At 34.9% G+C, this 22202-nt stretch carries 18 protein-coding genes; 6 read left to right on the forward strand and 12 right to left on the reverse strand.

The features are described from left to right. Positions 1 to 59: 59 nt before the first annotated feature. The 3 genes from AC1Q8N_RS24400 to AC1Q8N_RS24410 all read right to left on the reverse strand — a co-directional run bounded on the left by AC1Q8N_RS24400 (position 60) and on the right by AC1Q8N_RS24410 (position 3326). Positions 60 to 1760: a M4 family metallopeptidase gene (locus AC1Q8N_RS24400; RefSeq protein ID WP_060487028.1), complete on the reverse strand. Its 1701-nt coding sequence runs from the start codon at positions 1758 to 1760 to the stop codon at positions 60 to 62. Positions 1761 to 1926: 166 nt separating this feature from the next. Continuing rightward, positions 1927 to 2052: an NprX family peptide pheromone gene (locus AC1Q8N_RS24405; protein ID WP_000738188.1), complete on the reverse strand. Its 126-nt coding sequence runs from the start codon at positions 2050 to 2052 to the stop codon at positions 1927 to 1929. A gap of 2 nt (positions 2053 to 2054) precedes the next feature. After that, the gene (locus AC1Q8N_RS24410; RefSeq protein WP_048541653.1) at positions 2055 to 3326 is read right to left on the reverse strand and encodes a helix-turn-helix domain-containing protein; all 1272 of its coding nucleotides are present in this window, start codon (positions 3324 to 3326) and stop codon (positions 2055 to 2057) included. A gap of 199 nt (positions 3327 to 3525) precedes the next feature. On the opposite strand from AC1Q8N_RS24410, the gene AC1Q8N_RS24415 reads away from it, so the two are divergent. After that, positions 3526 to 4989, forward strand: coding sequence for a nicotinate phosphoribosyltransferase (locus AC1Q8N_RS24415; protein ID WP_048541651.1), 1464 nt, complete (start codon positions 3526 to 3528; stop codon positions 4987 to 4989). Between the two features lie 202 nt (positions 4990 to 5191). Here AC1Q8N_RS24415 and AC1Q8N_RS24420 read toward each other — a convergent pair whose 3' ends face one another. From AC1Q8N_RS24420 to fdhF, 8 genes are all read right to left on the reverse strand, one after another. After that, entirely contained in the window at positions 5192 to 7558 is a 2367-nt protein-coding gene (locus tag AC1Q8N_RS24420; RefSeq protein WP_098076906.1) for a heavy metal translocating P-type ATPase, read from the reverse strand. Positions 7559 to 7581: 23 nt separating this feature from the next. Further along, complete coding sequence (locus AC1Q8N_RS24425; protein WP_000290207.1) at positions 7582 to 7959, reverse strand: ArsR/SmtB family transcription factor; 378 nt, start codon at positions 7957 to 7959, stop codon at positions 7582 to 7584. Between the two features lie 255 nt (positions 7960 to 8214). Then, complete coding sequence (locus tag AC1Q8N_RS24430) at positions 8215 to 9630, reverse strand: amino acid permease (RefSeq protein WP_098643049.1); 1416 nt, start codon at positions 9628 to 9630, stop codon at positions 8215 to 8217. A gap of 103 nt (positions 9631 to 9733) precedes the next feature. Next, on the reverse strand, positions 9734 to 10867 hold the full coding sequence (gene ald / locus AC1Q8N_RS24435; protein ID WP_048541645.1) for an alanine dehydrogenase: 1134 nt from the start codon (positions 10865 to 10867) through the stop codon (positions 9734 to 9736). Between the two features lie 370 nt (positions 10868 to 11237). Continuing rightward, positions 11238 to 13109, reverse strand: a complete 1872-nt coding sequence (locus AC1Q8N_RS24440; protein WP_087983419.1) for a glycerophosphoryl diester phosphodiesterase membrane domain-containing protein — start codon at positions 13107 to 13109, stop codon at positions 11238 to 11240. After that, a complete protein-coding gene (locus AC1Q8N_RS24445; protein WP_255288421.1) occupies positions 13096 to 13218 on the reverse strand; it encodes a hypothetical protein in 123 nt (40 codons plus the stop codon). Before AC1Q8N_RS24445 ends, AC1Q8N_RS24440 begins: the two co-directional genes overlap by 14 nt. 46 nt (positions 13219 to 13264) lie before the next feature. Then, positions 13265 to 13747: a helical membrane plugin domain-containing protein gene (locus AC1Q8N_RS24450; RefSeq protein WP_048541641.1), complete on the reverse strand. Its 483-nt coding sequence runs from the start codon at positions 13745 to 13747 to the stop codon at positions 13265 to 13267. A gap of 12 nt (positions 13748 to 13759) precedes the next feature. Beyond that, positions 13760 to 16696: a formate dehydrogenase subunit alpha gene (fdhF, locus tag AC1Q8N_RS24455; protein ID WP_098076909.1), complete on the reverse strand. Its 2937-nt coding sequence runs from the start codon at positions 16694 to 16696 to the stop codon at positions 13760 to 13762. A gap of 299 nt (positions 16697 to 16995) precedes the next feature. Between fdhF and fdhD the strand changes: the two genes are divergently transcribed. Together fdhD and AC1Q8N_RS24465 are read left to right on the forward strand one after the other, a co-directional pair. Next, positions 16996 to 17802 carry a formate dehydrogenase accessory sulfurtransferase FdhD gene (fdhD, locus tag AC1Q8N_RS24460; protein ID WP_048541637.1) on the forward strand — a complete coding sequence of 269 codons (807 nt, stop codon included), beginning with the start codon at positions 16996 to 16998 and terminating at the stop codon, positions 17800 to 17802. Positions 17803 to 18032: 230 nt separating this feature from the next. Further along, complete coding sequence (locus AC1Q8N_RS24465; RefSeq protein ID WP_000405878.1) at positions 18033 to 18539, forward strand: GNAT family N-acetyltransferase; 507 nt, start codon at positions 18033 to 18035, stop codon at positions 18537 to 18539. Positions 18540 to 18885: 346 nt separating this feature from the next. Here the strand turns inward: AC1Q8N_RS24465 and AC1Q8N_RS24470 are convergent, their stop codons facing one another. Beyond that, complete coding sequence (locus AC1Q8N_RS24470; protein WP_001068388.1) at positions 18886 to 19008, reverse strand: hypothetical protein; 123 nt, start codon at positions 19006 to 19008, stop codon at positions 18886 to 18888. Between the two features lie 329 nt (positions 19009 to 19337). Between AC1Q8N_RS24470 and AC1Q8N_RS24475 the strand changes: the two genes are divergently transcribed. The 3 genes from AC1Q8N_RS24475 (at position 19338) to AC1Q8N_RS24485 (ending at position 22196) form a co-directional block, all read left to right on the forward strand. Then, positions 19338 to 20009 carry a response regulator transcription factor gene (locus AC1Q8N_RS24475; RefSeq protein WP_000238948.1) on the forward strand — a complete coding sequence of 224 codons (672 nt, stop codon included), beginning with the start codon at positions 19338 to 19340 and terminating at the stop codon, positions 20007 to 20009. A 65-nt stretch (positions 20010 to 20074) separates the two neighbouring features. Continuing rightward, positions 20075 to 21538 carry a sensor histidine kinase gene (locus AC1Q8N_RS24480; RefSeq protein WP_048541636.1) on the forward strand — a complete coding sequence of 488 codons (1464 nt, stop codon included), beginning with the start codon at positions 20075 to 20077 and terminating at the stop codon, positions 21536 to 21538. Positions 21539 to 21683: 145 nt separating this feature from the next. Next, entirely contained in the window at positions 21684 to 22196 is a 513-nt protein-coding gene (locus tag AC1Q8N_RS24485; protein WP_000351216.1) for a GNAT family N-acetyltransferase, read from the forward strand. Positions 22197 to 22202: the final 6 nt, after the last annotated feature.

The raw sequence follows: 22202 nt of genomic DNA on the forward strand, positions 1-22202 counted from the left end.
GGAGCCTATGCTCCTTCTTTATTTTTGAAGTATTTTATTAATAATACTCTCTTAAACCCTTAGTTTACACCAACAGCACTAAATGATTGCTTAACTGCTGCTACTTCCGCAGAAGTCGCACCATATAAATCAGCTGCAGCTTGTACTGCACCAGCACGAGCTTGGCTAAATGTAGTAGATTGCGTGAAATATTGTGTATTTGCACGGTAATAAATTGCACCTAACTTATCTTTACCAATACCAGTTACAGTTACACCAGAATGTGTACCACCATTTGCTAATAAATAAGCTTGTTTGTTAATGATACCACTGTTCGTATGAACTCCACCGTTATCACTTGAACCAGTGTAACGCTTAGAATAATGATCTGGATCACCATATTTCGTTGGATCACTCATAGAGCGAAGTGCGTCTCCTGCTTTACCAGGCGTGTAAATATCTTCACCAATCTCCCAATCTGGATTACGGTTATCATAGAACTCTACTAATGTACCAAAGATATCAGAAATTGCTTCATTTAATGCTCCTGATTCATTTTGATAAATTAAATTCGAGCTATTTTCCGTAACCGCATGCGTTAATTCATGACCAATTACATCAATTCCACCAGATAATGAAGTAAACGTTACACCATCACCGTCTCCGTATACCATTTGTGATCCGTTCCAGAATGCATTATTATAATTGCTTCCGTAATGAACTGTTGATTTTAACGGCGCTCCTGCATCATTAATAGAATTTCTGTTAAATGTAGCTTTATAGTAATCATATGTTTTACCTGCATAGTAATGAGCATCTACCGCTGCTGCATCATACGCTGCATTGAAAACATTATCTGCATCTGCCCATAATGTTCCTGGTAATGTTGAACGATTTTTCGCATCATATGTGAAAATCGTTGCCCCGCGTGTATTATCTTGTAAGTAGTAAGATGATCCAGATAACGTTGTATTAAGCGACTTCGTATCTCCTAATACCCCTTTACCAGTACCTACTTTATTTGTTCCTGTTACAGGCTTTACAACTGCTTTTGCATCTTGCTTAGGAGCCTCTTGTTTAACTGGTGACTTATCATCATTCGTCACATGATCGATTGTATTAAACTTATTTAATACTTTACCGCTTTCTGCTTCAATGAAATAGTAGTAGTTTCCTGGGCTTGGATCTAAGAAGTTTAGATTTACAACGTATGCATATGTTGTTTCTTCACCATTTTGATATACATATAAGTCCGCTTTTGGTTCTACCTCATACTTAGGTGTAACACCTAAATCTTTTTGCGCAATTTCAATTGCTTTTGCGCCCTCGATCTTATTTTTATTCTTCAACTTTTCTTTTTTGTCTAAATCAGGTGCAACTGTTCCAGACAATACTTTTAAAGAACCATCTTTACTTACATGAGCTACTTGAGTAGAACCCCATACAGGTACTCCTTCGTATACTTGTTGCATACGTACTACTGTTGAATCAGTTACAGCATCTTTTTTCACTTGTTTTACTTTGAAAGAATCTTGCGCACTCTTTTCCCCTAACTTATAATCACCTTTTGCTGCGTTTAAGTAATCAAACACAACAGATTCTGCTTTCTTACCAGTCGCTCCAGTTAGATCACCAGAAATAAACTCAGGTGATTGCACCGTTTCATTGTACTTCTTCGTAGAGAGCACATTTTTAGAATCCGCAAATGCAGAGCCTGTCCCTCCAAACGTTGTAACTGCCATTCCTGCCGCTAACACTAACGCTAAACTTTTCTTTTTCATGAATCTTCCCCCTAATAAATTATTTTTTGAAAAAGAGTAGTTTTATCGTAGCACTATGTTTCCACTATTAATATACTAAAAATTCAAATAATTTTTTTCTCAAGTTTTGTAGAATTTTGAGGAACAAATATTGAAAAACCCCTTTCCGATTGGAAAGGGGTTTTTATTAAGAATTTATTACTTCTATTACTTCTTTAGCTTGACCATACATATCTCCAGTCCAAGCATATTGAGGTTCTAACACTACTAATATAGCCACTAATGCTAGTGCACCAAAAATCATTTTCTTCATATTCATCTTCCTCCCTTTTCTTCTAATAAATTAATAGTTAGTCTATAATACCGATTACTTTCTTGGAATTCTAATACTTCTTCATGATATTTTGCTAATTCTAAATATACCTTTTTCAAATCTTTTTTATTTTCCTCTTGCCTAAAAAATGTTAAAGCTTCTGTTTCTAAAAACTTTTTATACACCCCCTTTTCTTCAAAATATTTATATTGAAGTATTAAAAGTGTATATAACATACTTTTATACTTCTCATCTCTTTTCGCAACTTCTATCCCTTTATTAATCCACTCTTTTACTTCTTCAAATTCCTTCAATTCAATACATTGCAATGCAATCTCATATACAGCATCAATGTAATCTAAATCTTCTTCCTTCTTGTATTGTAAACATTGTAAATAATACTCTTTCGCTTTTGCATAATCCTTTAAATGGTAATGTAAATACCCCATGTTATTTAGAGCAATCGCTGTTATGTTATCTTTATCCGCAAAAGAATTAGCCTCTCTTAAAATATTTCTATAAATCCCTAAAGCTTCGTTATATTGTTTTTTCTGTATATAACTTAACCCTATCAATAACTGGCAATTAATCACATGACGAAATTTATATTCATTCTTAAAGCCTTCCATAGCTAAATGAGCAAAATGTAAAGCCATATGTTCTATTTCTAATTCATTATAAACAAGAGCTAAATTATAATAGATCCCAGTTTCATAATAGCCTTGTTCTTTCGCCATCACTTCAGTTTGAACTAAATAATCTAAGGCCGTTTTATATTTATGCTGTAAAAAATAATATAGACCTTTACTATACGTATATAATAATTTCTGAAATGGCGAATACTTTTTGTACATCTTTTTTAATCTCTCTAATTCTTCTTCAACAGCCAGAAAATCTCGTTTCATAATTAAATACCGCGTATACAGCAGTTTATAATAATTTATAATTTCAAAATCCAAAACATGCTTCATTTCACCTTGCAACTCTTCATATATGCGTTCTACTTGTGGCTTGTCCAAATGAACTAGTGCATTCAACCATTCATCTAGCTTCCCCTTCACATCTTCTTCTACATCTCTCAAATCCGTCACGGCAATTTCTAACCTTGTGCAGAGCAATTGTAGAATTTCTTCTGATGCCTCGATCTTTCCATTTTCGATTTTACTTAAGTATGAGACAGAACAAATGCCCTGACATAATTCTTCTTGTGTCATTTTTTGCTGTAGCCGTTTATAAAAGACTTGTTTGCCTATTTTTTCTAATGTTTGTTGCATTGTCCTCCTCCATTCTCATTACCCCCATTACTCTAATAATACATAAAATCTTGAGAAATATAAATTGATAAATGTTAATTTTCTAAAAAATATGCATTATTTCATTTTTTTCCCTCTTGACTATACTTTCATATCCATTCTTTGCTACGAGCGGTGAAAAATTGGTATACTATAACCAAATTATGGAGGTGTTTTCGCGATGACTTATTATAAAGACGATAGCTATGCCTTACATACAGATTTATATCAAATTAATATGGCTTATACATATTGGAAAGATGGTATTCATAATCGCCGCTCGGTGTTTGATTTATACTTTCGAAAGCTTCCATTCGAGAACGGCTATGCTGTTTTTGCTGGCCTTGAAAAGATTGTAGAGTACATAGAAAACTTCAGCTTTACCGAAAGCGATATCGCTTATTTAGCAGAATTACAATTTGAAGAAGAATTCCTTCATTATTTACAAAATATGAAATTCACTGGGACCGTTCGAAGTATGCAAGAAGGTGAAGTTGTATTTAATAACGAGCCTTTATTACGTGTTGATGCACCGCTCGGTGAAGCACAAATTATTGAAACTGCCCTGTTAAACATTGTGAATTACCAAACATTAATTGCAACAAAAGCTGCTCGTATGAAGCACGCTGCAAATAATGATGAACTTTTAGAATTTGGTACAAGACGTGCCCACGAGTTTGATGCAGCTCTTTGGGGCACACGCGCTGCCTTTATTGGTGGTTTCTCATCTACGAGTAACGTACGAGCTGGGAAACGCTTCGGAATACCTGTAGCAGGCACACACGCTCACTCTTTCGTTCAAGCGTATCGCGATGAATATGTCGCGTTTAAGAAATACGCTGAAACTCATAAAAAATGTGTCTTTCTCGTTGATACATACGACACTTTAAAATCAGGTGTTCCAAATGCAATTCGCGTTGCGAAGGAGTTTGGAGATCGTATCGATTTTTACGGCATTCGCCTTGATAGTGGTGATATGGCTTATTTATCTAAAAAGGCAAGAAAACTACTAGATGAAGCTGGGTTTACAAATACAAAAATTATTGCTTCTAGCGATTTAGATGAATACACAATTATGCATTTGAAATCTCAAGGCGCAAAAATTGATGTATGGGGCGTTGGAACAAAATTAATTACGTCCTTTGAGCAACCAGCGTTAGGGGCTGTCTATAAACTAGTTGCGATTGAAGATACTGATGGAAAGTTAAATGATACAATTAAAATTTCATCTAACCCTGAAAAAATTACCACTCCAGGACTGAAACGAATTTATCGCATTATCAATCGAGTTAACGATCATGCAGAAGGCGATTATATTGCATTAGATTCTGAAGAGCCAGGAAAAGAAGAACGTTTAAAAATGTTTCATCCTGTACACACGTATATAAGTAAATTTGTAACAAACTTTGAAGCACGCGAACTGCATAAAGACATTTTCATTAACGGCGAAAGAACATATGAACTACCAGGTATATTAGATATTCAAAAATATAATGAACAGAGTCTCGCACTATTTTGGGAAGAATATATGCGAACTTTAAATCCCGAAGAGTACCCTGTCGATTTAAGTCAAGAATGTTGGGATCATAAAATGAATTACATTCAAACTGTTCGAGAACAAGTTGAAAAAAATATACAAAAATAAAACAGAGAAGCTTTTCCTTCTCTGTTTTTTCAATACGATATGTATCTTTGTGGAAAATATATTAAAATAGTACGACAAATATTTTTTATTTGTAAATTTTAATATTACGTTATTTATTTACAAAATAATATTTGTTATTATTTTATTGAGTCAATTTCAACAAAATAACCTAAAAAAGAGGACGCAGGTTGCGTCCTCTTTTTTATAAATCTTTCACTCGTAGTACACGCATTGCATTTAACACTGCAAGTAGTGTCACACCAACATCTGAGAAGACAGCTTCCCACATTGTTGCAATACCAAAAGCACCAAGTAATAAAACTAATCCTTTTACCCCTAATGCAAAGATGATATTCTGCCATACAATGCGTCGTGTGCGTTTTGCAATATTTAAGGCTGTTGCAATTTTTGAAGGCTCATCAGTCATAATAACAATGTCTGCCGCCTCAATCGCTGCATCTGATCCTAAACCACCCATCGCAATACCAACATCTGCTCTTGCTAATACCGGTGTGTCATTAATACCATCACCAACGAAAGCAACTTTTTCTTTTCCGTTCTTCGCCGCATCAATTTTTTCAATCTCTTCGACTTTTTGTTGCGGTAATAGTTCTGCGTGAACTTCATCTAAACCTAATTCTTTACCAACAGCTTCACCAACGGATTTTGCATCACCCGTTAACATGACTGTCTTCTTAATACCTAGTTCTTTTAATTTTTGAATTGCTTGTTTTGAATCTTCTTTTACCTCATCAGAGATAACGATATAACCTGCATATTCCCCATCTACAGCAACGTGAACTAATGTACCTACCGTTTCTGGTTGCTTAAATGTAATGTTTTCTTTTTTCATTAATTTAGCATTACCTGCAAAAATTTCTTTTCCTTGTACTTTTACGACTGTACCGTGACCAGAAATTTCGCTATACTCATCGATTATTTTTTCATCAATTGATTTTCCGTATGCCTTTCGAATAGATTGTGCAATTGGATGATTAGAATACACTTCAGCAAATGTTGCATACTCTAATAATTCTTCATTTGTAATACCTTCGCTTGGTTCCATTTTTGTAACTTTGAAGACACCTTTTGTTAATGTTCCTGTTTTATCAAAAACAATATATTTCACATCATTTAAAGCTTCTAAATAGTTACTTCCTTTTATTAACACACCACTTTTAGATGCACCACCAATTCCTCCAAAGAATCCAAGAGGAATAGATACAACTAACGCACATGGACAAGAGATTACTAAGAACACTAAAGCTCTATAAATCCATTCTGAGAATGTAGCTCCTTCTAAAATAAGTGGTGGAATAAACGCCATGATCGCTGCTGTAATAACTACAACCGGAGTGTAGTAACGCGCGAACTTCGTAATAAAGTTTTCTGTTGGCGCTTTTTTACTGCTTGCATTTTGAACTAAATCTAAAATTTTTGATACAGTTGATTCACCAAATTCTTTTGTAACTTCAATTGTTAATACGCCATTTTGGTTCACAAAACCACTTAATACATCATTTCCAACTTCGACTTCACGTGGTACAGATTCACCAGTCAATGCTGAAGTATCTACCATTGATGTTCCTTCAACTACTTTTCCGTCTAATGGTACTTTCTCACCAGGCTTCACGATAATATAATCGCCGATTTGTACATCTTCTGGTGATACTTGTTTCGTTTCATTTCCAACCTTCACATTCGCATAATCAGGACGGATATCCATTAATGAAGTAATTGACTTTCGGGAGCGATTGACCGCAATACTTTGGAATAGTTCCCCTACTTGATAGAATAGCATTACCGCAACAGCTTCTGAATATTGTTGAATCGCAAAAGCTCCTAGTGTTGCAATTGCCATTAAGAAGTTCTCATCGAACACTTGGCCGCGAGTTATGTTTCTTACCGCTCTCCAAACGATATCTCCGCCTATTAATAAATACGCAAGGACGAATAACGGAATTGTTATCATTTGTGGTAAGCCAGCTAATGCAGCAATTGCTGTCAAAATTCCGCCGACCACTAATCGTCCTACCATCTTTTTCACATTTGCTTCACCATGGTCGTGACTATGTCCGTGGTCATGACCACCTTTTTCTTCACGAATAACTTTTACATCTGGTTCTAACTTTTGAACGACATTTGTTATATTTGCTATAGTCGCTTCTAATTCTCTTTTATTCGCTACTTCAACTCTTAATTTCTTTGATACGAAATCAACAGTTGCTGCTGAAACAGTGGGCATTTCTTTCACTTTATTTTCAATCTTCATCGCACAGTTTGCGCAATCTAAACCTTCTAATATAAATACTTCTTTCGCTACTTTTGTGTTGTTTTCTTCTTGTACTTTAATGTGCGGTTCTAATTTTGTAACGAGTTGTTTTGCTTCTGTAACAACTTCGCTTTCTTTATTTTGTACTGTTTCTAAAACCATTGTTTTTGTCGCGAAATTTACAGAGCAAGAATTTACTCCTTCTATATTCCCAACGCCTTTTTCAATTTTCATTGCACAGTTCGCACAATCTAAACCTTCTAACACCAGTTTCTTTTTCACTAATGCTTCAGCCATCGTTCTCCCTCCTCGCGTTCTTTTTATTCTTCCTCGTTTACGTGTTCAAACGCTTGCTCGAAGATATGAATTACGTGCTGGTCAGCTAACGAATAATAAACGACCTTTCCTTCTTTACGATTCTTTACAAGTTTCGCTTGCTTTAACACACGAAGCTGATGTGAAATAGATGATTGTGTCATTCCTAATAAATACGCTAAATCACACACACACATTTCTGCTTCAAATAACGCATGTAATATTCTCGTACGTGTACGATCACCTAATACTTTAAATAGTTCTGCTACTTTACTTAAACTTTCGTCAGTTGGAATTGTTTGTTTTACTTGATCAACAACTTCTTCATGAATTATCGTTTGAGAACATGTCTCTTGTGGTGTTTCTACTTTATTTACAGCCATTATAGCTCACCTCTTCATTTGAACATATGAACAATCATTCATATATCTTATACTCTTATTATATGAGCGTCCATTCATATGTGTCAATGAAATCTCATATATTTTTCCGAACATTTTGTTCATATTTTAATAAGGCTTACACATATTTTCCACATCCATTACATTCTCATACAAAAAAGGATGTACATTTTGCACAAAAGAAAAAAGCCTTGCGCGCTCCCTAGACGCACAAGGCTTACTATACTTATATCCCTTTTAATTAGCTTGTTCTAAATTATCCTGCGAACTTCCATCGTCTTTTAAATGACTATGTTTTTTCGAATAAACAAAGTATACAACTACTCCGATTGCTAACCAAACACCGAAGTATATCCATGTTTTTAATGGTAAATTTACCATTAAGAATAGACAACATGCAACTGAAATAATCGGTAAGATCGGTACAAGTGGTACCATAAATCCACGTTGTAATTTCGGATGCGTTTTACGAAGAATGATAACAGTTACACCAACCATGGCGAATGTTAATAACGCTCCAATATTCGCTAAATTCGACAATTCTTTTAAATCGATAAATCCAGCAATTAAAGCACTACCAATTCCTGTTAACCAAACTGAAAATGTTGGAGCTTCAGTCTTCTTGTTAATTTTCGCAAAAGATTTTGGCAATAAACCGTCACGGCTCATTGCGAAGAATACACGAGTTGTTGCATAAATGTAAGCGAAAATTACAGCCATAATTCCGATTACAGCTCCAATAGCAATTACACCAGCCACTTTATCTTGTCCTACAACTTCTAACACATATGCCATAGCTTCAGGTACATCTAATTCCTTATAAGAAACCATACCTGTCATAACGAGACAAACTACAACATAAATGATTGTACAAATAACTAGCGAAGCAATGATACCAATTGGTAGATCACGTTGTGGATTTTTTACTTCTTCAGCAGAAGTTGCTAATGCATCGAATCCTAAGAAAGCAAAGAATACTGCTGCTCCCCCTGCGAACACTCCACTTAAACCGTAAGGTGCAAATGGTATCCAGTTTTCTGGTTTCACGTAGAATACACCAACTGCAATGAATAAAACAACAATACCAATTTTAATTAATACCATTATGTTATTCACGCGCTTACTTTCTTTTGTACCTCGTGATAATAACCAAGTTATCACTAACGTAACGATAACTGCTGGTAAGTTTACCATGCCACCTTGCGATGGAATCGTTAGCAATGCTTTTGGAATTTCAAGTCCCAATCCACTCACTAAGTTATGGAAATAACCCGTCCATCCGCCAGCTACTGCGGCAGTCGTTACGACATATACGGATAACAATGTCCATCCCATTAAATGGGCAACAAACTCACCAATTGTTGCATACGAATATGTGTACACACTACCTGAAACAGGAAGTGTAGATGCAACTTCTGCGTAACATAAAGCTGCAAATCCACAAACAATTGCTGCAATCATGAATGAAAAAATAACTGCTGGACCAGCATCTCTTGCTGCTACTAATCCTGTTAATACTAGAACTCCTGTACCGATTATCGCACCAATCCCTAGCATTGTTAGGTCGAATGCCCCTAGCGTTTTCGTTAAAGTTTTACTTTTACTTTCCCCTAACAATTGCGTAACGGATTTCTTTTTAAATAGGTTGGCCACGATGTATGCCCCCTTTTGCCAAGAAGAGCTAAGAGATCTTCACTCTTAGCTCTTCTCATGTTGTTTTATATATTGTTCGATTTTGTTTTGTATAATGCTTCTATTAGCAAGATACTGTTTCTGCTTCTAATAATTCTTTAGCACCTTTGTACTCTACACCGTGAGCTTCTGCAACTGCTTCGAATGTTACATAGCCGTCTAATGTGTTAATACCTTTTAGTAATGCAGCGTTCCCTAGGCAAGCTTCTTTGTAGCCTTTGTTAGCAATTTGTACTGCATATGGTACTGTTACGTTTGTTAATGCAAGAGTTGATGTACGTGGAACCGCACCTGGCATGTTTGCAACTGCATAATGAACAACGCCGTGTTTTTCGTAAGTTGGGTTATCATGAGTTGTAATACGGTCAGTTGTTTCGAAAATACCACCTTGGTCAATCGCGATATCTACAACAACAGAACCTGGTTCCATTGATTTAATCATTTCTTCTGTTACAAGTTTTGGCGCTTTTGCACCTGGGATTAATACTGCACCGATTACAAGATCAGACTCTTTTACAGCTTCTGCAATATTGTAAGGATTAGACATTAAAGTTTTTACTTGGTTTCCGAAAATGTCATCTAATTGACGAAGACGTTCTGCACTTAAGTCGATGATTGTTACATCCGCACCTAGTCCAACTGCAATTTTAGCAGCATTTGTACCAGCTTGTCCACCACCGATGATTGTTACTTTACCACGTTTAACCCCTGGAACACCTGCAAGTAAGATACCTTTACCGCCTTTGTTTTTCTCAAGGAATTGTGCACCAATTTGTGCAGCCATACGACCAGCTACTTCACTCATAGGTGCAAGTAATGGTAGAGAACGGTTTTCTAATTGTACTGTTTCATATGCAATAGAAACAACTTTCTTTTCGATTAATGCTTTTGTTAATTCTGGTTCTGGAGCTAAGTGTAAGTATGTGAATAAGATTAAACCTTCGCTGAAGTGTTTGTATTCGCTTTCAACTGGTTCCTTAACTTTCATAACCATTTCCATGTTCCATGCTTCTTCAGCCGTATCAACAATTTTTGCTCCCGCTTCAACATACTGAGCATCTGTGAAACCAGATCCTAGACCTGCACCCTTTTGAATGAATACTTCGTGATTGTTACGAATTAAATGTACAACACCTGCTGGTGTCATTGCCACACGGTTTTCGTTGTTTTTAATTTCTGCTGGTACCCCAATACGCATAATGAAATGCCCCCTTATAATTAACAGAAAAAAGAAAGTCTTTTTTCTTTTTGTAATAATTAATAACTTATGTCCTTATTCTAGCATAACTTAAAAGTTATGAAAACGCTAACATATCATTTTTTAAAAGTTTATATATTTAGAATAGTGTAAATATAAGAAACATTGATTCTATTAGCATCTTCGCTCCATTTCATTATCTATCACTCTATTTTTATTATACTCCCTAAAAATAAGCAGTATTCACTTATTATTCGACAATAATGTAACAATGTAAGAAACCTAAGTATCGACGTATACATATACACTTATTACTGTACACAATACTTTAGAGATATATTCTTTTCCTAAAAAAAACAGCTGCAGGCATTTAGCCAGCAGCTGGGTAACTTATAAATAACTTGGAAAATAAATCATCTGTTGTTTCACTAATTTTATCAAACAGATCACTTTCTTCCGCTTCTTGCTCTTTTAACATCTTAATTGTTTCACGTGCATCTTCAGGATAATCGGTAATGATACCATCTACGTTTAATTTATAATATCCCTTTAAACTTTCCATATCATTTACCGTCCATACGTAAATCGGCTTGTTTAACTTTCTTGCTTCTTTTACTAATTTCTTATTTAACATGTATTCTTCTGCTACATAAAAATCAGCCTTCACATTCTTTAAGTTGGCTCTACTTGCATACAGTATATATCCTACTTTTATATTTGGATTTGCACGTTTAAACTCTTTAATAAGCGGATAGTGTAGCGTTTGAATGACACATTGTTTCTCAAATTCATTATCTTTAATCACTTTTAATACTTTGTTTACGAAATCTTTTTCGCCACCATGAAGCTTCACTTCAATATTAAGTTTGATTTTGTTCTTTGACAGCTTAATGATCTCATCAAGTGTACTGATTTGTCCTGACAATCCGTCTTGACTAAGAGTAAGCTGCCTTAACTCATCCATCGTTAAATCTGACACATGAACATTAGCATTAGCAAGACGTTTTAGCTTCAAATCATGTATAACTGCTAGTTCACCGTCTTTCGTTTGCAGTACATCAATTTCAGCATAATCTGCTTTCGCATCAATAGCCCCCTGCACAGCTTCTTTCGTATTCTCTACGCCTTTTGAAATATAACCACGATGAGCCATAATAATTGGTTCTTTATATGTGTTTGTAATAAAGGTAACAATGAAAGCCACAACCATTCCCGCAGTAATAATTCCTACAATATATACGCCAATAAATTTCCAACGATGTTTTTGGAAGAAACATTTATCTGCTTTCGTCTTTGAATAATCTAATCCTTCTTCTAATAAAACATCTTCAACCGGAACCTTTTGTAAATATAATCTTGTTATTGCCATAATATAAAATGGCGTCACGATAAAACTAAATAAATACAATGTACTCGTTAAAAATACAGACATTGTTGATTCCGCTAATAATGCAAATGTTCCCTGTGGATTTGTAAATTCGTACATGCCCCATAGACACAATAAATATATTCCAAAAAATACACCGTACACAATCCCTATTGAAATAAAAAATCCTACTAAAAAGAATAGTACTTTTAAAAAACTTTCTTTTACTAACGTTGCACTTTTACGTGCTGCTGTGCGAAACGGCTTTTGCTCTAAAACAACAATAGGTAGAACAAAAATCCAGCGAAGATTCAAATACGCAACTACAGCAAAAAATGTGTAATAGCCAACTTGTCCCATCGTTGTCTTAAATAGTTCCCCTGTAATAAAGTTAGGAATTTGAATTTGCGGAATTAATGCCGTTTCATATCCAATATTTAAAAGAGGTAACAATACGACAGCATATAAAATAAATCCTGGTAAGCAATATGTGAACAGAGTAGGTAAATACGTTACAGTTTTATATAAAATCGGACGTAATTTCACCTTTTGTCTTTTATGAGCGAAGTACGAAATAATAATAAGTACCGCAAATTCCGTAAAGATAAGAAACAGTGCTAACAATGATAAAATTACGATTGCCAAAATGCCGTATGGTGTCTTTAAAAACGCTAATAATTCATCATTCGTCGCATTTGCATAACCACCAAAATACAATAACTTATTAAAAATAATCCCAAATAGCGGGACAAATACAATTGCTGCTAATAATTTATAAGCAAGTTGAAAGGTTAATACATTCCAAAAAGCAAATCTAACTGTTTGAAAGGAATGTCCCATTACCCCTGGTATAGATAGTCTTTTACGGTGTTGCATATATTCCTCCACATTCTAAAACGATATTTGAGATGGATTCCATACTTCCATTTCCAATCCATCTTTTTAATAATAATATATTCCGCTTAACATGAACACTCTTATACATACAATGAAAAAAGTGATGGCTACGTCCCATCACTTTTTCATTTACTCTATTTTTTCTCTAATCCTTGCCCAAATGCTTTCAAGAAGCTAAAACCGAATGTAATGGCTCTATTGATATCTGGATCTTTTAACACTTTAAAGAAATCCATCACTTTTGTTTTTTTACCACTATTTAATTCATCTGTTGCAAATTGCAATCCAGTAACTAAACTCGATGTGATTTGCTTCGTTACTTCTGGGTCAACTGCAGATAGCGCTTCCCCCGCTCCCATCATATTGTTGAGTGCATTTTTAACGGGTTCACGATTTAATTGCTCCACAGCGATTTTTGAAACATCTTCCTTCGCAGCAAGTAAACTAATCGCTGCATCTAATATCCCAGCCTTCTGCAACTGTGCTAAAAGCTGCATCGTTTCTTCTACTGCTTCACGATTATTAGATAGCTCATGTAGAAGTTCATCTGCTAATTGCTGTTTCTGTTCTTCCTCTGTTACAACTTTCTTTTTAATTAACGTAATTTCTTTCGCCACTATCTCCGCCCCCTAGTCCACAAGTGATACGTATTGTTTTCTTTGCCACTTTTGCTCGATTTCAACACCATTTTGCGGATTACGCTTTTTATCTCGCGGGTTTGAAGATGGTAACGGACGATTTCCTTTTTCACGTAACACACGCATTTTCACCATCGTTTGTTTATATGCTGGTGTACACGTATAAAGGTCTGTTGCCGTCCCAGTTAAAATATTGATTGCCTCTTCATTTACTGTTGCATGCATTGGTAAATATAGCTCTTTCCCCGTTACACGATCAGTAATAAGCGCTTGTACTTTAATTTTCCCAAATGGTGATGCTAATTCTACAAGACCACCATCTTTTACATTGCGCTCTATAGCGAGTTCAGGTGAAATTTCAACGAATACTTCAGATACTTTAGATAAAATACCAGCCGACTTATTCGTCATATTCCCTTCATGGAAATGTTCTAACATACGACCATTATTTAAAAGTAAATCATACTCATCTGGCGCTACAACCGGTGGTACCCATTCATCTAATGATAAACGAGCAAATTTATCTGGGAAGTTAAATCCATCTACATATAATAGCGGTGTATCGCTACCATCATGACTACCCCAACATAAACTATTCCATCCTTCTAGACGGTCATACGTCGCTTGAGAGTATAACGGTGCAAGTGATGCAATTTCGTCCATAATTTCACTTGGACTTTCGTAATTCCAATCTCCGCCCAGTGCACGAGCAACTTTTTGCAAAATCCACCAGTCTGGTTTGGAATCACCAAGCGGTTTCAATACTTCATATAATCTTTGAATACGGCGCTCTGTATTCGTAAACGTTCCTTCTTTTTCTAAGCTTGGTGCTGCCGGTAAAATAACATCAGCAAAACGAGCTGTTTTTGATAAGAACATATCTTGAACAACGAGGAAGTCTAAATTTGATAAAATATGTTGCACATGGTTCGCATTTGAATCGACTAAAGCCATTTCTTCACCCATGACATACATACCGCGTAGTTTTCCTTCTTCCGCTGCAAGTAACATTGCAATATTATTTAATCCTGGTGCTTTCGGAATAGTTGTACCGTATGCTTTTTCAAATTTCGCACGAAGCGTATCATCTGATACTGCTTGATAACCAGGAAGCCAGTTTGGTAATGTTGCCATATCACAAGCACCTTGTACGTTATTATGCCCTCTTAATGGGTATGCACCTGCACCAGGACGACGATAGTTACCCGTAACAAGTAGTAAATTTGAAATTGCTGCTGATGTCGTACTTCCTCCTGTATTTTGAGTTACACCCATTCCCCAAAGTATACAAGTACCATCTGCTTCATATACCATACGGGCCATTTCTTTTAACTGAGCTTTAGAAATCCCCGTAATTTCTTCTGTGTAATCAAGCGTATACTTTTCTAACATTTTGCTATATTCATCAAAGTTCTTCACATTTTCAGCTAAAAACTTTTTATCGTGCCAATCTTGATCAATGATATATTTCGTAATACCTGCAAGCCATACGTAATCCGTTCCTTGACGCGGATGAATAAATAGATCCGCACGCTCTGCCATTTCATGTTTACGAAGGTCTGCTACAATCAGTTTTTGCTCGTGTAATTTATGAGCACGTTTTACTCTCGTAGCAAGTACAGGATGTCCTTCTGTTGGATTCGCACCAACGATAATAACAAGGCCTGCTTCAGCTATATCTTTCACTGTTCCAGCATCCCCGCCCATACCGACAGTTTTAAATAAACCGTCTGTCGCTGGAGATTGACAATAACGAGAACAGTTGTCCACATTATTCGTTCCATATATTTGTCGGGCTAGTTTTTGCATAAGGTAATTTTCTTCATTCGTTACTTTCGATGAAGAAATGAATCCAAATGCGTCGCTGCCATATTGAGATTTAATATGCTGCATGTTAGAAGCAACAACTTCTAATGCTTCTTCCCATGAAGCTTCAACAAACATATCTCCTTGGCGAATTAATGGCTTCGTAATTCGATCTTCACTATTTACAAAGTCCCATCCAAATTTACCTTTTACACATGTGGAAATACCATTAACAGGTGCATCTGAAACAGGTTGCACTTTTAATATATGGCGATCTTTTGTCCATACTTCAAAGGAACAACCGACACCACAAAATGTACAAACTGTTTTTGTTTTATTAACTTTCGTCTTACGCATCGCAGCCTCTACTTCTGAAACCGCTAAAATACTACTATATCCAGGCTCTACATCCTTTACAAAATCAATCATTGGATCTAACACATCTGGTTTTAATCCAGTCATGAACCCCGCTTCACCTAGCATTGTTTTTTCCATTAACGCATTACATGGACATACTGTTACACACTGCCCACAACTTACACAAGATGAGTCATTTATGCTTACACCATGATCCCATATAACACGTGGACGATCTAAGTTCCAGTCTATCGATATAGTTTCATTAACCTGTAAGTTTTGACATACTTCTACACACTGTCCACAAGCAATACATTGATTTGGATCATACCGATAAAACGGATGTGACATATCCACTTCACAAGCACTTACTTTCGGCTCATACGGATATTTCTGTTCTTCAATTCCCATCATATGTACTGTGTTATGGACTTTACAGTTACCATTATTGTTATCACAAACGGTACAATACAATAAATGATTCTCTAATATTCGATCCATTGCCTCAGTCTGTGCCTCTTTTGCACGCTGGGACTGTCTTTCAATATGCATACCGTTCTCTAATTTTGTTGAACAAGCACGTAATAACTTCCCATTTACTTCTACAATACACGTATCACAAGTTTGAATTGGATCTACTTCTGGTACATGACAAATTTGAGGATGTTCCAAATTACTCTCGTTAAATAATTGTAGTATCGTCTTTTCACCCGATGTGGAAAATTCTTTACCATCCACGGTTACATGGACTGTCTGTTCTGCCATAGTTTCCCCTCTCCTTACAACCAACTGTACAACACAATTATGAATCCGTTTTCAAAATCGCATTACTGTACATATTTTTGAACGCTCTGTCCGAATACTTTTCTTATGAAGTCGATTCTAGATGTTATAAGGTATAACTACGAAAGCTTGAAAATATCACTATTCTACAGTTCTATTATATCGTACATATACAATAATAACCAAAATAATCTGTGATTTCCTTGCTAATAGGTGTTTTTATTTCCCCATTGTTTTATGATAAATATGGGAGAGAAATACATATAAAAGGGGAATTAAATATGGGGCCTACGCAAGAGACTTATACAATTGTACGCTATCAATCTGGTACATTTTCAAAACAACTGGATGAGATTGTTACAGAATCTCCTATTACAATTAAATTAAATGGTGAAGAATATGTAACAGTTGTATGCACACCAAATTATATTGAAGATATGGTAATTGGTTTTTTAATTTCTGAAGGAATTATTGCTTCCTATAAAGATGTTGAAGAACTATGGGTGCAAAAAGATAACGGAATTGTCCATGTAACATCATCAAAAGTAAATCCACTCTATCAAACTTTATATAATAAACGATACATCACTTCTTGCTGCGGAAAAGGTAGACAAGGTTTTATTTTCGTTAACGATGCAGCAAAAGCAAAAGATTTACATGATATACATGTAAAAATTACTCCTGAAGAATGCTTTTACTTAATGAATACTTTACAACAATCTTCCACTACCTTTCGCCAAACCGGTGGGGTTCACAATACCGCGCTATGTGATCGAAACAATATCCTCCTATCAAGAATGGATATCGGAAGACATAATGCATTAGATAAAATATATGGCCATTGTTTACGCAACGATATATCCGTTAAAGGAAAAATCATCGCATTTAGTGGGCGTATTTCATCCGAAATTTTACTCAAAGTTTCAAAAATCGGATGTGAAATGGTTCTATCTAAATCCGCTCCAACAAAATTAGCATTACAACTCGCTCATGATTTAGGCATTACAGTCGTAGGATTTATTAGAAATGAATCTTGCAATATTTACACACATCCAAATCGAATTGATGGTTATCAATCGAATAACTAAAATAACTCCTCGGTTGAGGAGTTATTTTAGTTATAAAAATGTAATATATTAAAGACTTGAATAGTTAATGAAGTTAATATATAATTTCATTACATATTAAAAACAAAACATTGTAGCATATATCTTTTCATTCTTTTACAAATTAAAAGAGACTGTTAACAAAACACATACACAATCTTATAGAAGTAATGGATTTATTTTATTTGAAATCGACCAAGGAGGTTATAACTATGGAAATTCGCTTATTAACGACAGAGGACGCAGAAATATATTTAAAAGTTTGTATGGAAGGTTTAACGAAGAACCCGGAAGCTTTTAGCTCTTCTTATGAAGATGTTCTTAAACATGAGGATCCTGTAGCTGCTATGGCAAAACGATTAAGCAATCCGGATAAGTATACTCTAGGGGTCTTCAAAGATAACGATTTAATCGGCATTTCTACTTTAGAAACAAAGCCTTTCATTAAACAAGAACATAAAGCAAAAATCGGTTCCGTTTTTGTTTCCCCAAAAGCGCGTGGCCTTGGAGCAGGAAGAGCTCTAATTAAAGCAATTATCGAAAATGCCGATAAATTACATGTAGAACAACTTATGCTCGATGTTGTAGTTGGTAACGATGCAGCAAAAAAATTATATGAGTCATTAGGCTTCCAAACTTACGGCGTACAAGAGCGTTCATTAAAACATAACGGGCAATATTGGGACGAGGAACATATGGTTCTGTTCTTAAATGATTAATACTTCAATATAGTTTTTTAAAAGCATCTTCTTATTAAGGAAGGTGCTTTTTTCATTACAACAATGTAATCTTCATGTCACCTTTATCGATCGTACCAAACCTTTCCATTCATTATACTAAAAGTATAAAGTAAGGCACCAATTATGAAATGAGCGTATAGCATTCAATTGATAGATAGAGGAGAATGTGACATGAAACAAAACAAACGAGCTATGCTTTTAATATTTACTACAGCAATTGTAACTTCTGGGTTAGCAATTTTACCTTGGTTTATTATATAAAACTATTCCCCTAATAACGAAAAAAAGCTTATTGCTTCTTAAGAAGCAATAAGCTTTTTCTATATTATAAAATCCCCAAAATTTTATTTACACAACTTATAATAATAACCATAGATACGGCAATGCACATGACAACCGTATTACGATCTTGCTTTTCTTTTTTTGAAATTTCTTCTTTTGGATTCATGTGTATGATCTCCTTTTAAAAAAAGTGTGAGATAGGAATTTTTTCTTATCCGATGCGAGGTGAATACGAAAACCCTCTCTATCTCACATACACAATAGAATGGAATTGTCATTTTATAAATAAAATGACATGACGTTATGTCGCAACATAGGGTATTTTGTGTCGCTACGTTTTCTATTATAAAAAATAGTTGTGCAAAACTAGTGCATTTTTTATGTCAATTACTCTGAGCGAGAAATCACTCTTCCACTCAATCACATAAAAAGAGTTTTTTATCATTTTCATGTAAACTATACAAGTAGAATGAACAGTTTGGGGTGCACAATATTATGGTTAAAATTTTATTAGTAGACGATGAAGAACGCATGTTAAGATTATTAGATCTGTTCTTAAGTCCTCGTGGCTATTTTTGTATGAAAGCTACCTCTGGCCTTGAAGCACTAAAGTTAATAGAACAAAAAGACTTCGATATTATTTTGTTAGATGTTATGATGCCGAATATGGATGGATGGGATACTTGCTATCAAATCCGTCAAATTTCCAACGTTCCAATTATTATGCTAACAGCTCGCAATCAAAATTACGATATGGTGAAAGGCCTTACTATGGGCGCGGATGACTATATTACAAAACCATTTGATGAGCATGTATTAGTTGCAAGAATCGAAGCTATATTACGCCGTACAAAGAAAGATGGCTTCGTTAGCTTCAATGGTATTGAGTGGGATAAAACGAAACATACTGTCACAGTATATGATGAAAAAATTCCACTAACTCCTATCGAATTTTCTTTACTTGGACTATTTTTACAAAATACAAACCGTGCTTATAGCCGAGATGATTTAATCGAAAAAATTTGGGGTTATGAAACAGACATTGAATATAGAACAATCGATTCACATATTCGCAATATCCGTGATAAATTACGCAAAAAAGGATTTCCAGTTGAAAATTACTTAGAAACTGTTTATAAAGTCGGATATAAATGGAAAAGTGAATAATTACTTCGGTCAGTGGACAATAGTATACCACTGACCCTTTATATGAAATAAGGTATGGTGAGAAAATGAGTAAACTTTCACTTAAAATTGGGACATACTTTTTAATATTAGCTTTATGTATTGAAACAATTGCTTTTGTATCTTTTTACAAAAGCATTTCAACAATGCGGATTGAGGAAGAAACACTTGCTCTTTTAGAAAAAGGTAATCGCTATAGTAAAAAAATTACAAGCCGCACAAAGTGGAATGCAATTGCTAAAGAAAAGCAACATCCCGAACGCGCTGAATACAATAAAAACCCTAACCGTCCTATGTATCCAGATTTCGATATCGCGGATGCAGCTGCACACTTAGTAGAATCAGAATTAATTGCTAACTCTGATATAGCTATCATACTAACAGACAATAATGGCAAAATTATTTCCACTTCAGAACCCGTAACAAAGGCAATGCAAAAACAACTTATTTGCAAGACAGAACCTATTCCAAAAGGCGGATTGATCGTCGAAAAGAACTGGAAAAAATCAAAATTCATCACAACGGTAAGCCCACTTAACACAGCAGAGTTTCAAGGGAAGTTATATATGTTATTAAAAACATCCTTCTTAGAGAATATGTTACTTAAACTCATGAAACAATTTCTTATCATTGGTGTTTTGACAATTATTTTGACTACTATTTCTGTCTTTGTTTTTTCGCGCGTTATTACAGAACCACTTATAAAAATGAAGAGGGCGACAGAAAAAATATCAAAATTAAATACACCAATTCAATTAGGTATTAAACGGAATGATGAACTTGGAAGCTTAGCAAAAACGATTGAAGATTTATCCAGTGAACTGACTTATATGAAAAAAGAACGTAATGAATTTCTCGCTAGTGTTGCCCATGAACTATTAACTCCATTGACCTATATGAAAGGTTATGCGAAGGTTGCAAAGAGAGACTCTTTAACGAAAGAAGAGCGTGAAGAATACTTACAAATCATTGAGGATGAAACAGATAGTGTAACCGATCTCGTCCAAGATTTATTTATGTTAGTGCAATTAGAACAACACCAGTTTGTTATAAAAAAACAAAAAGTGATTCTTCAACCATTTTTAGAACGAATGGTTGAAAAAACAAAAACAACATTAACAAATAAACAAATGCAACTCCATGTATATTGCAAAGATGATTTAGAAGTTTGCATAGACGAAAGACGTATGGAACAAGTTATGTTAAATTTATTACACAATGCTTATCAACATTCGCCAGAAAACACAACTATTACGATACGCGTGCTCACAGAAACAGATTCTTTTATAATAAGTGTAGCCGATGAAGGCGAAGGTATTCCTGAAGAAGATATCCCGCATATTTTTGATCGTTTTTATCGTGTTGATAAATCCAGAACGAGAGCTACTGGTGGAAAAGGCATCGGGCTAGCTGTTGCAAAAGAAATTGTAGAATTGCATAACGGTTCCATCCTAGTAACAAGCCAATTAGGAGTAGGAACAAACTTTATAATCGAGCTACCTTTTGAATAAGATGCGTGTGAAAACACCAGTAGTAGTAAACACTACTGGTGTTATTTTGTTCATAAAATCAGCTCATATAAGCTAAGCTTTTGAAATTATTCTTATTTCAATATAAAATAAAGGTACATTTGCAAAGATTTGGAGGGTGATACAATTGGATATCCATGTATTAACAAAAGACGAAGCTGAAATTTACTTAGAACTTCGTGTAGAAGGATTAAAGCAAAATCCTGAAGCTTTCAGCTCTTCTTATGAAGATATTATTAATAAAGAGTGTGCGATTGAATATAAAGCACAAAAATTAGCACAAGATGAAAACTATACGCTAGGTGCATTTAAAGATGGACAATTAATCGGGGTTGCAACACTGGAAACGAAACCATATGTAAAACAAGAACATAAAGCTAAAATCGGTTCTGTATATGTGTCTCCAAAAGCACGCGGACTTGGAGCAGGAAAAGCACTTATTAAAGAATGTCTTGAACTTGCTAAATCTTTAGAAGTAGAACAAGTTATGCTTGATGTTGTTGTTGGCAACGATGGAGCAAAAAAACTTTATGAATCATTAGGATTTAAAACATTCGGTGTACAAGAGCGTTCATTAAAATATAACGGACAATATTGGGACGAAGAGCATATGGTCTTATTCTTAGATGAAAATAAATAATAAAAA

It is taken from the genome of Bacillus sp. GW823-FHT06B01 (genome assembly GCF_058952315.1).

Bases quoted from the DNA above. Each gene is read 5' to 3' on its own strand.
- AC1Q8N_RS24475 (WP_000238948.1), top strand. From the start codon at position 19,338: ATGGTTAAAATTTTATTAGTAGACGATGAAGAACGCATGTTAAGATTA.
- AC1Q8N_RS24410 (WP_048541653.1), bottom strand. From the start codon at position 3,326: ATGCAACAAACATTAGAAAAAATAGGCAAACAAGTCTTTTATAAACGG.
- ald (WP_048541645.1), bottom strand. From the start codon at position 10,867: ATGCGTATTGGGGTACCAGCAGAAATTAAAAACAACGAAAACCGTGTG.
- AC1Q8N_RS24420 (WP_098076906.1), bottom strand. From the start codon at position 7,558: ATGGCTGAAGCATTAGTGAAAAAGAAACTGGTGTTAGAAGGTTTAGAT.
- fdhF (WP_098076909.1), bottom strand. From the start codon at position 16,696: ATGGCAGAACAGACAGTCCATGTAACCGTGGATGGTAAAGAATTTTCC.
- AC1Q8N_RS24425 (WP_000290207.1), bottom strand. From the start codon at position 7,959: ATGGCTGTAAATAAAGTAGAAACACCACAAGAGACATGTTCTCAAACG.
- AC1Q8N_RS24400 (WP_060487028.1), bottom strand. From the start codon at position 1,760: ATGAAAAAGAAAAGTTTAGCGTTAGTGTTAGCGGCAGGAATGGCAGTT.
- AC1Q8N_RS24480 (WP_048541636.1), top strand. From the start codon at position 20,075: ATGAGTAAACTTTCACTTAAAATTGGGACATACTTTTTAATATTAGCT.
- AC1Q8N_RS24440 (WP_087983419.1), bottom strand. From the start codon at position 13,109: ATGCAACACCGTAAAAGACTATCTATACCAGGGGTAATGGGACATTCC.
- AC1Q8N_RS24465 (WP_000405878.1), top strand. From the start codon at position 18,033: ATGGAAATTCGCTTATTAACGACAGAGGACGCAGAAATATATTTAAAA.
- fdhD (WP_048541637.1), top strand. From the start codon at position 16,996: ATGGGGCCTACGCAAGAGACTTATACAATTGTACGCTATCAATCTGGT.
- AC1Q8N_RS24415 (WP_048541651.1), top strand. From the start codon at position 3,526: ATGACTTATTATAAAGACGATAGCTATGCCTTACATACAGATTTATAT.
- AC1Q8N_RS24470 (WP_001068388.1), bottom strand. From the start codon at position 19,008: ATGAATCCAAAAGAAGAAATTTCAAAAAAAGAAAAGCAAGATCGTAAT.
- AC1Q8N_RS24405 (WP_000738188.1), bottom strand. From the start codon at position 2,052: ATGAAGAAAATGATTTTTGGTGCACTAGCATTAGTGGCTATATTAGTA.
- AC1Q8N_RS24445 (WP_255288421.1), bottom strand. From the start codon at position 13,218: ATGTATAAGAGTGTTCATGTTAAGCGGAATATATTATTATTAAAAAGA.